This window comes from Streptomyces sp. NPDC054863, from assembly GCF_053610825.1.
Window position 1 is genome coordinate 14755 of sequence record NZ_JBSGZD010000026.1, and the last position, 12800, is coordinate 27554.

Below are 12800 nucleotides of genomic sequence, written 5' to 3' on the forward strand. Positions count from 1 at the left end.
GAGCGACCGGGCACCGGGACCTCCGCGCATCCGCCGCCCGACTCCCGAGGAGACCGCCTTGCTGGACATCGCCGAAGAGCTGCACCGGTGGGCCCGGCAGGGTCGGGAGTTCGCGGTGGCCACGGTCGTGGCCACGCACGGAAGCTCGCCCCGGCAGCCCGGTGCCGCCCTCGCCGTCGACAGAGACGGCACGGCCGTCGGGTCGGTCTCCGGCGGATGCGTGGAGGGGGCGGTCTACGAACTGTGCCGACAGGCCCTGACCGACGGCGAGAGCGTGGTCGAGCGCTTCGGCTACAGCGACGAGGACGCGTTCGCCACCGGTCTGACCTGCGGCGGCGTCATCGACATACTCATCACGCCGGTACGGGGCGACTCGCCCGCCCGCGAGGTCCTCTCGTCCGCGCTCGCCGCCGCCGCGCAGGGGACGGCGGCGGCCCTCGCCCGGATCACCGAAGGACCGCCGGAACGCGTCGGGCGCGCCCTGCTCGTCCACCCCGACGGTACGTACGAGGGAGGACTCGGCGGACCCCACGAACTGGACCGCACGGCGGCGGCGGAGGCGGGCGCGATGCTGGACGCGGGGCGTACGGGGGATCTGGTGATCGGGGCGGACGGCTCGCGGTGCGGGCAGTCGCTGACGCTGTTGGTGGAGTCGAGCGTGCCCGCCCCGCGCATGATCGTCTTCGGGGCGATCGACTTCGCGTCGGCACTGGTGCGGGTGGGGAAGTTCCTGGGCTACCACGTGACGGTCTGCGACGCGCGGCCCGTCTTCGCGACGCGGGCACGCTTTCCGGGGGCGGACGAGGTGGTGGTGGACTGGCCCCACCGGTACCTGGACTCCGTCTCGGCGGACCTGGACGGGCGGACGGTGCTGTGCGTCCTCACCCACGACGCGAAGTTCGACGTACCGCTGCTGGAGCGGGCCCTGAAGCTGCCGGTGGCGTACGTGGGCGCGATGGGGTCGCGCGCGACCCACCTGGACCGGAACGAACGACTTCGCGAAGTCGGCGTCAGCGAGGGCGAGTTGGCGCGGCTGCGGTCACCGATCGGGCTCGATCTGGGGGCGCGGACGCCGGAGGAGACGGCGCTGTCGATCGGGGCGGAGATTGTGGCGGCGGGGCGGGGCGGGACGGGGGTTTCGCTCACCGGGGCGCATACGCCGATTCATCATGACGGGGGGCGCGCTACCCCTGCGGGTGCGGGTGCGGGTGCGGGTGCGGGTGCGGATGCTGATGTGTTCGCGCCTGCGGCGGGCCTGGTCCCTCCTGCCTGAACCGCCGGTCGCGGGGCCGGGGGTTTCACGGCTTGCGCCGGTGGGGGCCGGGGTTCCGGGCTGCGCCCGGTGCACGGCTGCGCCATGCGTCCTCAAACGCCGGACGGGCTGGGTGTGCCGGACGGGCTGGGTGTGTCGGACGGGCTGGGTGTGCCGGGTCGGCTGGGTGTCTCACCCGTCCGCCCTGTCCGGCTCGCCCGTGGTGCGTCTCTGACGCACCGTTAATTTCGCGGCCCGGGTGCACCAGAAGCTTCCTCACTCTTGACGCGCACATTGCCCTGGGCAACTCTCGTGCGGGAACCGCTCCCGCACGTCCTTGCGACCCAGGAGTGCCTCATGCGACCCGAACCACCCACACCGCCCACGCGTCCCGTGCCGACGTTCGGTCCCCCGGCGCACGCCCGCCCCCGGCGCCCCTTTCGCCGCCGTACCCTCGTTCTCGCCGCGCTGCCCCCGCTCGCCGCCGGTCTCGTCTGGGCCATGACGTCCGTACCCGCCTCCGGTGCGCCGGAGCCCGCCGCCGGGCCGCCCGCGCCGGCCCTCACCGGCAGCCCCCGCCTGTACACGCCGCTCGCCAACCCCGATGCGTACAAACAGGCCCTCAAGCTCGCCGGCAGCGGTCGCACCCTCAAGGAGGCTGCGGCCGTCATCCGTATGGTGCGGACGCCGCACGCCGTCTGGTACGGGGACCAGACGCCCGACGCGGTCGAGAAGGACGCGCGCGCCATCGCCCGGGACGCCGACATCGACGGCTCGATCCCCGTCTTCGCGCTCTACAACATCCCCGGCCGCGACTGCTCCAACTACTCCGGCGGCGGCGCGAGCACCACCGCCGAGTACAAGGAGTGGATCGACGCCGTCGCCCGCGGCATCGGCAAGCGGGACGCGATCGTCGTGCTGGAACCCGACGCGCTCGCGCTCCTGCCCTCCGACTGCGGGCAGGACGACGCGCAGGGCACGAAGACCGCCGCCCGGTACGAAGAGGTCAACCACGCCGTCGGCGCCCTTGCCGCACTCCGCCACACCCGCGTCTACCTCGACACCGGCCACGCCGCCTGGCACGACGTCGCCAGTATCGTCCCGCGCCTCGTCAAGGGCGGCATCAAGACCGCGACCGGCTTCTACACCAACGCCTCCAACTACCAGACCGACGCGGCCAACTCCTGGTACGGGAAGCTGATTTCGAGCTGTCTCGCCTATGTCGAGGCCGGCGGCAAGGCCGAGGCCTGTCCCTCCCAGAAGGGCCCGCGCGCCGAGGCCCAGGCATGGCTCGACAAGAACGTGACGACGCCGCCCTCGAAGATGAAGCACTTCGTCACCGACACGAGCCGCAACGGGAAGGGCGCCTGGACGCCGCCCGCCGGGAAGTACACCGAGCCGCAGGACTGGTGCAACCCGCCGGGGCGCGGGCTCGGCGTCCGGCCCACCACCCGCACCGGCGACCCGCTGCACGACGCCAAGCTGTGGATCAAGACGCCTGGCGAGTCCGACGGGCTGTGCCTGCGCGGTACGCCGGGACCGAAGGACCCGGAGCGGGACACCGTCGACCCCAAGGCGGGCGACTGGTTCCCCGACCAGGCCCTGGAGCTCGTACGACTGGCGAATCCGCCGATCCTGCCGGGAGGGGCGGGAGGGGGCTCAGGGGTGGCCGAGGGCGAGCCCGACCCGGCCGGGATCGCCGAGGGCGAGCCCGATCCCGGGCGGTGACGCGCCCGTCCGCGGCGGGAGGCCCGGCGTTCAGCGCACCTCGATGCCGATCAGACACGTGTCGTCGTCGGTGTCGGAGCGGCTGTGGGTCAGCAGCCGGTCCAGGTGCTTCTCCAGCTCGGGCGGCGCCGTGCCCGCCAGCGCCAGGAGCTGTTCCAGGGAGTCCTGCACGGTGCGGTCGCGCCGTTCGATCAGCCCGTCCGTGTACATGAGCAGCCGGTCGCCCGGCTCAAGCGCCAACTCGTTCTCGGTGTACGGGGCTTCGCCGACCGCACCGAGCAGGATCCCCGGCGGCATCGGCAGGGCCGCCGCGGCCCCGTCCCGGACGAGCACCGGCGGCGGATGACCCGCACGGGCCCAGCGCAGCAGTCGGGTCCGGGGGTCGTAGACACCGCAGATCGCGGTGGCGGTGACCTGCTCGGTGAGATGGTGGGCCACCGAGTTCAGCCAGCCCAGGAGCTGGGCGGGGCCCGCGCCGGTCGTGGCCAGGCCGCGCAGCGCGTTGCGCAGGACGACCATGCCGGTCGCGGCGTGGATGCCGTGCCCCGCGACGTCGCCGACCGCGAGGAGGACCTTGCCGTCGGGCAGCGCCACCGCGTCGTACCAGTCGCCGCCGACCAGATGCTCCTCCTCGGCCGGCCGGTAGCGCACCGCCACCAGCAGCCCGGGGGTGTCCACCGCGGCCCGGGTGGGCGGCATGATCGCCTGCTGGAGCTGGAGGGCGAGCCTGTTGCGGGCCGCCGACTGCTCCTCGGAGTCCGCGAGCCGGTCGCGGGTCGCGGCGAGCGCCACCTCCGTCCAGTGCTGGGACGACACGTCCTGGTAGGCGCCGCGTACGGACAGGATGTTCCCCGCCGGGTCGGTGACCGGCTCCGCGACTATCCGGATGTGCCGCATCACCCCGTCCGCGCGCCGCAGCCTGAAGGCCGTGGACGCCGAGTGGCGGTGGTGCAGCAGGGTGCGCAGGAAGCGGCCGATGGCCACCGAGTCGTCGTCGTGCGCGTGGCGGTGGAGACGGTCCAGCGGTACGGGGGACGAGCTGGGCGGCAGCCCGAACAGGGTGAACAGCTGGTTGTTCCACAGGACGTCGCCGGTGACGGTGTTCTCCTCGAACCCGCCGATCCGGCCCAGACGTTGGGCGTGCTGGAGCAGTGAGGCGAGCCGGGAGGCCTCGTCCTCCAGCCGCCAGCTCAGCAGCACGCTGTCGCCGTACCGGCCCGCCCCGACCGACGCCACCGACACCAACGGCACTTCGTCGACCTGTGAGTTGAGCGTCATCCGGCCGGCCCGAAACGGCTCACCGGTCGCATGCACCCTCAACAGGTGTTCGTACAGCCCTCCCTGATGGGCACTCAGCGGGTAGGCCTCCAGCCAGCGCATCCCCGTCAGCACGGCCCGGGAGCGGCCCGCGAGGTCGGCGAAGCGCTCGTTGGCGTACGCGATGTGGAAGTCCACGACGCCGTCGCGGTCGTCGAGCAGCGGCAGCAGCACCAGCGCCGGATCGAGCAGCCCGTCCGCGAGGTCGGCCAGCGGGCCCGCCTTCTCGTCGGCCGGGACCCCGGCCGACGCGGCGGACACGTCGGTGCCCGGCAGGGTGTGCGCACACAGGTCGGCGAGCGCGTCGAGCTGCCGGGTCGAGGCGGGCGTGAGCGGCGGCTGCGGCTGCGGCCAGCACACCTCCAGGACGCCGAGGATGCGACCGCCCACCTCGGCGGGCAGGATGCTGCGCGCACCGTCGGTGCCGTGCCGCAGACCGATGCCGGGGGTGCCGGCGGGCAGCGTCCCGTACCAGCGGGGGCGGCGCTCGGTCAGCACCTGCTGCGCCCAGGTCGCCACACCCGGCGGGACGTACCGCCAGCGTTCCGCCTCGCCGCGCGAGAAACCCGCGTGCCCGGCCAGTATCAGCGCACCGTCGCGCCCGGCCGCCCACAGCGCCAGCGCACTCGCGCCCAGCGGTGCGAGCGCCCGCTCGAAGAGCGACTGGGCGGCGGTCTGCGCGTCACCCGTCATCGACCCGGTCTCGGCGGTCCGCAGCCGCAGTACGGTGTTGGGCTTGGTGCCCGTGTCGTGCGCGGACGGCGAGCGGCGGCCGGGGGTGGGCAGCGCGTCGGCCATGAGGTCGCCCGCCGCGCCGTTGACGATGTCGGCGGCCAGTTCGAGCAGCGGCACCCGCGCCGACTCGGCGAGGCGCTCCAGCCGCAGCGCGGCCTCGGCGGGCCCGCCCTGCCCGCGCTCCACGAGGATGCCGGTGGCGATCCCGATCAGCGCGCGGGCGTCGGCGGACTCCTGGGAGAGGGTCAGATCCCGGCGCAACTGCTCGATGGTGGAGGCCAGCGCGTCCAGCGGCCGGGGCACGGTGGCCGTGGTGCGGGCCGGGGCAACAGGGGTGTCGTACTCCTGGGGTGCGGGTGCGGGTGCGGGTGCGGGTGCGGAAGTGGGTGCGGGTGCCGGACCCGGTGCCGGTTCTCCGTTCACCGGGCGAGCCACGTGCGCATGCGGTCCACGAGGTCGCCCGCGTCGACGGGTTTGGTGATGTAGTCGCTGGCACCGGCGGCCAGGCACTTGTCCCGGTCGCCCTCCATCGCCTTCGCCGTCACCGCGATGATCGGCAGGTCGGCGTGCGCGGGCATCGCGCGGATCGCGGCGGTCGCGGCGTACCCGTCCATCTCGGGCATCATCACGTCCATCAGGATCAGCTCCACCCCGCCGTGCAGGGCGAGCACTTCGAGTCCCTTGCGGCCGTTGTCGGCGTGCAGGACGCGCATGCCGTGCAGTTCGAGGATGCCCGTCAGCGCGTACACGTTGCGTGCGTCGTCGTCGACGACCAGCACCACCCGCCCGGTCAGGTCGAGCGACCCTTCCGGCGCGGGCTCCACCGCATGCTCCACGTCCACGGTGGGCGCGGCCGGACGCACCAACGGCAGTACGTCGGCGGGCCGTTCGGCCATCAGGTGCAGGGCGATCCGCTCCCGCAACTCGTCCAGGCTCGGCAGCAGTTCGAGGGGTTTCGACTTCGACCAGGCCAGGATCTGCCGCTCCTGCACCGCCTCCAGCGGCCGGGTGTGGTGGGCCAGCACCGGTACCTGGCGCAGCGCCGGATCGCCGTCCAGCGCCTCCAGGAGCCGCATCGCCGATCCGTCCGGCATGTCGAGGCCGATGACGACGCAGTGGCACGGGTCGGCGGCCAGCGCCGCGGCAGCCTCCTCGGGCCCGACCGCGGTCCGTACGTGCACGGGGCCCCGGGTGTCGGGCAGCGAACCGTCCGCCAGCTCCGCGACCGCGCTCTCCGCGACCAGCGAGAGCAGCCCGCGCGGCCGGTCCTCTATCACCAGCAGTCTGCGCTGCTGCGCGGGTACGGCGCCGGAGGGCAGGCCGAGCCCCGACGCGTCGGTGCCCCGGTGGGCGGCCGGATCCGCGTACGCGGCCGGGGACTCGAAGCGGGCCACCGGGATGTACAGCGTGAAGGTGCTGCCCTCGCCGGGAGTACTGGTCACCTGGATCGCACCGCCGAGCAGATGCGCCATCTCGCGGCTGATCGACAGGCCCAGGCCCGTACCGCCGTACTTGCGGCTGGTCGTGCCGTCGGCCTGCTGGAACGCCCCGAAGATCGCTTCGAGCTGCTGCTCGGCGATGCCGATGCCGGTGTCCATGACGCGGAAGGCGACCGCCGGGCCGTGCGGGCGTACGAGGGGCGGCAGGTCGGCGCCGATCGCCGGGTCGATGCGGAGCTCCACCGCGCCCGCCTCGGTGAACTTCACCGCGTTGGAGAGCAGGTTGCGCAGCACCTGGCGCAGTCGGGAGTCGTCCGTCACCAGCTCGGCGGGGGCGCCGGGAGCCACGCTGATCCGGAAGTCCAGACCCTTCTGCGCGGTCATCGGCCGGAAGGTCGCCTCCACGTAGTCGAGGAGCTTGCGCAGCCCCACCGGCTCCGGGTTGACGTCCATCTTTCCGGCCTCGACCTTCGACAGGTCGAGGATGTCGTTGATCAGCTGGAGCAGGTCGGAGCCCGCCGAGTGGATGACGCCCGCGTACTCGACCTGCTTGGGGGAGAGATTGCGGGTCGGGTTCTGGGCGAGCAACTGGGCGAGGATGAGGAGGGAGTTGAGGGGGGTGCGCAGCTCGTGGCTCATGTTGGCCAGGAACTCCGACTTGTACTTCGACGCGATGGAGAGCTGCTGCGCGCGGTCCTCCAGCTCCTGCCGCGCCTGCTCGATCTCCAGGTTCTTCGCCTCGATGTCCCGGTTCTGGGACGCCAGCAGGGCCGCCTTCTCCTCCAGTTCGGCGTTGGAGTGCTGCAACTCCTCCTGCTGAGACTGGAGTTCCTCGGACCGCGACTGCAACTCGGATGCCAGTCGCTGGGATTCGCCGAGCAGCTCGTCGGTGCGGGCGTTGGCGACGATCGTGTTGACGTTGACGCCGACCGTCTCCATCAGCTGTTCCAGGAAGTCCCGGTGCACCGGGGTGAAGCCGCCCACCGAGGCCAGCTCGATCACACCGAGGATCTGCCCCTCGACCGAGATCGGCAGCACCAGCAGACTGCGCGCGTCCGCCGAGCCGAGGCCCGAGGACACGGTGACGTACCCCGGCGGCAGGTCGTCGACGGCGATCGTACGGCGGCTGCGTGCCACCTGGCCCACCAGGGACTGGCCGAGCTCGAAGCGGACCGGGCGGTCCTGGGTGCCCATGAAGTGCCCGTACCAGCCGATGAGTTCCAGCTCGGCCTGGCTGCCGCTGTCGTGCGCGGTCTCGTGCGCGAGGTAGAAGGCGCCGTACTGCGCGCCGACCAGCGGCGTCAGCTCGTCCATGATCAGCTCGGCGACGACGGTCAGCTCGCGCTGACCCTGCATCAGGCCCGAGATGCGGGCCAGATTGGTCTTGAGCCAGTCCTGTTCCTGGTTGGCGCGGGTGGTCTCGCGCAGGGAGCCCACCATGGAGTTGATGTTGTCCTTGAGCTCGGCGACCTCGCCGGAGGCGTCCACGGTGATCGACAGCGTGAGGTCGCCCTCGGCGACCGCGCTGGTCACCTCGGCGATGGCGCGGACCTGCCGGGTGAGGTTCCCGGCCAGCTCGTTCACGTTCTCGGTGAGGCGCTTCCAGGTGCCGGAGACGCCCTCGACCTCGGCCTGCCCGCCGAGCCGTCCCTCGGAGCCGACCTCGCGGGCGACGCGGGTGACCTCGGCGGCGAACGACGACAGCTGGTCGACCATCGTGTTGATGGTGGTCTTGAGCTCCAGGATCTCGCCGCGCGCGTCGACGTCGATCTTGCGGGTCAGATCGCCCCTGGCGACGGCGGTGGTCACCTGGGCGATGTTGCGGACCTGCCCGGTGAGGTTGTTCGCCATCGAGTTGACGTTGTCGGTGAGGTCCTTCCAGGTGCCCGCCACGTGCGGCACGTGGGCCTGGCCGCCGAGGATCCCCTCGGTGCCGACCTCGCGGGCCACCCGGGTCACCTCGTCGGCGAACGCGGAGAGGGTGGTCACCATGGTGTTGATGACCCCGGCGAGCGCGGCGACCTCGCCCTTCGCCTCGACGTTGATCTTCTGCGAGAGGTCGCCCTTGGCGACGGCGGTCGCGACCTGGGCGATCGAGCGGACCTGCCCGGTCAGGTTCGACGCCATCACGTTGACGTTGTCGGTGAGGTCCTTCCAGGTGCCCGAGACGCCGCGCACGGTGGCCTGGCCGCCCAGATTGCCCTCGGTGCCGACCTCGCGGGCCACCCGGGTCACCTCGTCGGCGAAGGCGGAGAGCTGGTCGACCATCGTGTTGATGGTCTCCTTCAGCTCCAGGATCTCGCCACGGGCGTCCACCCGGATCTTCTGCGAGAGGTCGCCCTTGGCGACGGCGGTGGTGACCTGGGCGATGGAGCGCACCTGGGCGGTGAGGTTGTCGCCCATGACGTTGACGGACTCGGTGAGGTCCTTCCACGTACCGGAGACGCCCTGTACGTCGGCCTGGCCGCCGAGCCGGCCCTCGGTGCCGACCTCGCGGGCGACCCGGGTCACCTCGTCGGCGAACGACGACAGCTGGTCGACCATCGTGTTGATCGTGTTCTTCAGCTCGTGGATCTCGCCCTGCGCGTCCACGTCGATCTTGCGGGTCAGATCGCCCTTGGCGACCGCCGTCGCCACCTGGGCGATGTCGCGCACCTGGGTGGTCAGGTTCCCCGCCATCGCGTTGACGGAGTCGGTGAGGTCCTTCCAGGTGCCGTCCACGCCCGGCACCTCGGCCTGGCCGCCGAGCCGTCCGTCGGTGCCGACCTCGCGGGCGACGCGGGTGACCTCGGAGGTGAAGAGCGACAGCTGGTCGACCATGCCGTTGAAGACGAGCGCGATCTCGCCGAGCAGCCCGTCGCGGTCGTCGGGCAGCCGGGTGCCGAAGTCCCCGTCCCGTACGGCGGTCAGACCGGCGAGGAGCTGACGCAGCTCGGGCTCGCCGACGGATCCGGCGGAGCCGGTGGGGACAGGGGACACGGGGGAGGAAGGCGCGGAGCCGGCGGGTGCGGGGACCGCGGCGGCCCTGCCGTTCGGCTTCGCGGTCCTGGCCGTCCTGGCCGCCGTACGGCGGGCGGGGCGGGCCTTCGGAGCCGGAGCGGTGTCTGCTGCGGGGGGTGTGGCCGTGGAAGCGGGGGGTGTGGCCGTGGAAACGGTCCCGCCCGTGGTCGTGCTTGCGACTGTGGCCGTGGTCGTGTCCGGCGCCGGCTTGCCCGCCGGCTCTCCGGCCGCCGCAGCGGCCTTCGTGCTGCCGCGGGCCGCCGCGCGCCCACCCGTTTCGGAACCCCTAGTTCCCATGGTGCCCAACCCCTTTGCGACTTGCTCGAAACCGGCCCGCGCAGGGGGCGGTACCAGTACGACCAGCTCACTTCCGAACGGGCGTTCCGTGGGTCATGGTGCCACAGTTGTCGTACGGCAATTTATTGGTGCTCGCCGCCCGTCCGCCGGGCTCCCGCTGGCGTCGGGCAAGGAAGGGGGCTGTTCCCAGCATTCATGCCTGTCCCTCAAAAGGGTATGCGTTCGAGTGCATGCCCGACACCGATGCGTGCGAGGAGGGTCGAGCTGTGACGGAGACCGAGAGAGGCGCGAACAGCGACGAGGCGGGCGCGGAGAACGACGGGGCGGGCGCGGAGAACTCCGGGGGGACGGGTGCGAACCCGTCCCGGGGCCGGGACGAGAGCCCCGACGAGCGGGCGGACCGCCAGTGGGCCGAGCTCGTCCAGGAGATCCGGGTGGCGCAGACCGGTGTGCAGATCCTCTTCGGCTTCCTGCTCACCGTCGTCTTCACCCCGCACTTCCAGGACCTCGGGCAGACCGACAAGAACATCTACATCGCCACCGTGGTCCTCGGATCCCTCGCCACCGGTGCCCTCATCGCGCCGGTCCCCTTCCACCGGATCGTCTCCGGCCGCCGCATCAAACCCCAGGCCGTGTCCTGGGCGTCCCGGCTGACCTTCCTCGGCCTGATCCTGCTGCTCGCCACGCTGTCGGCCGCCCTGCTCCTGGTGACGCGGGTGGCCACGCACAACGCCTTCGCGCCGTGGATCGTGGCCGGAGTGGTCGGCTGGTACCTGTTGTGCTGGTTCGTGCTGCCCTTCTGGGCCCGCTGGAAGCACACCACCGCGGACACCGACTGACCGGGAGTCGTTCGGAGGCCCAGCGATCGGCATGCCTACGGCGCCCGGTCAGGCCGGTCAGGCCGGTCGGTGTCTGCCCGGTCAGCCCGCAGTCGCTGCCGTCCAGGCGAGCACGGCGGCGAGGACGAGAATCACCGTGTTCCCGGCCAGCGCCGTGACCAGCCGGCCGCGGGCCCCGGTCAGAGCGCGGCCGAGCAGCGCTCCCCCCGAGGCGAGGGCGGTCTGCCAGCTCACGGAGGCGGCGAAGGCCGCCGCCACGAAGAGCAGGCCGGGCCCCAGCGCCCCGGTCTCCGCCTGGCGGCCGACGACCAGCACCCCGAAGTAGACGAACGTGACGGGATTCAGCAGGGTCAGCCCGGCCATCCCGACGAAGGTGCGGAGCGGGGCCCTGGCGTGGGCGGTGGGGGGCTGCTCGCCGTCCGTTCCTGCCGTGCGGTGCCTGCGTACCGCCGACACCGCACCCCGTACCGCGATGGCCACGAGCACGGCGGCGGCTGCCGCCTGCAGCGCCGGGGCGGCCGGAGTGACCAGCGGTGCCAGGGCGCTCCCGCCCAGCACGGCGGCCAGCGCGTACAGCCCGTCCGCCGACGCCACTCCCAGTGCGGCGGCCAGGCCCTGCCGGAAGGAGACGTGGGCGGACAGGGTCACGATCAGGACGGACATGGCGCCGACCGGCATGGCGATGCCGTATCCGGCGAGCAGCCCCGCGAGCAGTGCTTCGGTGGCCGAGCCGGTCATGAGCGAGGCATCGAATACGAGTGCCGACGCGGTGAGATGGCCTCGATGGCGGCCTGCGCCGCGGCGCACTCGTCAAAGCTGACCTGGGTGAACTCCTCCAGCCACAGGGCGATCCGGCCCTGTACGTCCACGTCGAGCGGATCGCCGAGGTGACGGTCGCGGGCGCGGCGGGCCAGGCTGCTGAAGACCATGCTGCCCGGCATGGGGACGAGCATGTTGCCCTGTACGACGACCACCCGCTCGCCGAACATCTCGCTCACCCGCCGTACCGCCTCGACGCTGCGGGTGAGGCTGGCCGGTGTCTCGCCCTCCACGCCGAGGATCACCCCGACCTCGATCCTGAAGTCGTAGTGGTCGCGGAGCAGTTGGAGGCGCTCCCAGAGGGTGGGGACCGAATAGCCCTTCTCCAGGAATTCGAGGCCGTTGTCGCTGGTGCCGTCCACTCCCATGTAGAGGCTCCAGCAGTTCATCTCGCGCAGCGCGTCGAGCATGCGGGGCGTCATGTCGGCGACGCTGAGGTATCCCGAGTAGGTCATGGCGGAGTGGGCGGCGGGCCTGAGGTCGATGAGGTCCCGGAGCAGCCGGGGCGTAAGGCTGTCCCCCCAGTCCTTGATCGAGTTCAGCGGGGTGTCCAGGCGCTCCCGGCACAGCCGGTCGAGCACCCCGATCCGCTCCCACAGCTCGCCGGCGGGCCGGTAGGCGAGCTTGCGGGCCGGGATCGCACAGAACGAGCAGCTCTTGACGAGCGTGTTGTCGCGCCAGACGCGGTGCGGGCACCCCTCGTGGCTGAGTCCGCTGTAGGTGAGCGGCCGGTAGGGGTAGTCCGGGCGGGAGAGCTGGAGCGCGAAGTAGTCGAAGATTTCCGTGTACAGCTCGAACGGCAGCTGATCGAGGTACTCCTGCTGCCCGGGCCGCCCGGCGACCTTCCTGGAGCGGCGGATCCGTGGGACCGCCCGTGAACGGTCCAGGTGGACGAAGTTGGGGATCCGGTCCGCAGGCGTGTCGAGGAGCATGGCCTCGATGGTGTACTCGCCCGCGTCGGTGCAGGCCCCCACCACGGCTTCGGCGGCGAGTCCGATCCGGGCGGCGGCCCGCAGATACTGCTCAGGACCGAAGATCGCCCCTGCCCCGCCGAAGGCGATCCTGCGGCAGCCGTGCTGGGCCGCCAGCTCCACGAGCTCGAACGTGGCGTCCCGGGTGTGGTCGATGCAGTGGAAGCCGACCAGGTCGTAGTGCCGCTGCCGCAGCACCTGTCGGCACTCGTCCATGGTGCGGTGATTGCCGTCGCAGATCTCCAGCTCCAGCTCGGGGCCGAACCGCTTCTTGAGGTACGAGGCAAGGTAGAGGAGCCCTTCCTGCCAGAAGAAGTCGTTGATGTAGCCGTAGCCGTACTGCTGCGGCGGCACCATCAGCAGGACCGAGTGACGGGGCATCGCAGGGCTCCTCTCTGTCTCG

At 72.0% G+C, this 12800-nt stretch carries 7 protein-coding genes; 3 read left to right on the plus strand and 4 right to left on the minus strand.

All coding sequences use genetic code 11. The annotated features are described in order from the left end of the window. Positions 1–58: 58 nt before the first annotated feature. Together ACWGIG_RS07995 and ACWGIG_RS08000 are read left to right on the plus strand one after the other, a co-directional pair. The gene (locus ACWGIG_RS07995; protein WP_453320679.1) at positions 59–1273 is read left to right on the plus strand and encodes an XdhC family protein; all 1215 of its coding nucleotides are present in this window, start codon (positions 59–61) and stop codon (positions 1271–1273) included. Between the two features lie 336 nt (positions 1274–1609). Continuing rightward, positions 1610–2980, plus strand: coding sequence for a glycoside hydrolase family 6 protein (locus ACWGIG_RS08000; protein ID WP_453320680.1), 1371 nt, complete (start codon positions 1610–1612; stop codon positions 2978–2980). Positions 2981–3010: 30 nt separating this feature from the next. Here the strand turns inward: ACWGIG_RS08000 and ACWGIG_RS08005 are convergent, their stop codons facing one another. Further along, complete coding sequence (locus ACWGIG_RS08005; protein ID WP_453320681.1) at positions 3011–5455, minus strand: SpoIIE family protein phosphatase; 2445 nt, start codon at positions 5453–5455, stop codon at positions 3011–3013. After that, positions 5452–9450, minus strand: a complete 3999-nt coding sequence (locus ACWGIG_RS08010; protein ID WP_453320682.1) for a HAMP domain-containing protein — start codon at positions 9448–9450, stop codon at positions 5452–5454. Before ACWGIG_RS08010 ends, ACWGIG_RS08005 begins: the two co-directional genes overlap by 4 nt. 584 nt (positions 9451–10034) lie before the next feature. Between ACWGIG_RS08010 and ACWGIG_RS08015 the strand changes: the two genes are divergently transcribed. Then, positions 10035–10607, plus strand: coding sequence for a DUF6328 family protein (locus ACWGIG_RS08015; protein ID WP_453320683.1), 573 nt, complete (start codon positions 10035–10037; stop codon positions 10605–10607). A gap of 81 nt (positions 10608–10688) precedes the next feature. On the opposite strand, the gene ACWGIG_RS08020 is transcribed toward ACWGIG_RS08015, so the two are convergent. Both ACWGIG_RS08020 and ACWGIG_RS08025 read right to left on the minus strand, forming a co-directional pair. After that, on the minus strand, positions 10689–11345 hold the full coding sequence (locus ACWGIG_RS08020) for a LysE family transporter (RefSeq protein WP_453320684.1): 657 nt from the start codon (positions 11343–11345) through the stop codon (positions 10689–10691). Next, positions 11342–12778, minus strand: coding sequence for a B12-binding domain-containing radical SAM protein (locus tag ACWGIG_RS08025; RefSeq protein WP_453320685.1), 1437 nt, complete (start codon positions 12776–12778; stop codon positions 11342–11344). The genes ACWGIG_RS08020 and ACWGIG_RS08025 overlap by 4 nt, the downstream gene beginning before the upstream one ends. Positions 12779–12800 lie beyond the last annotated feature (22 nt).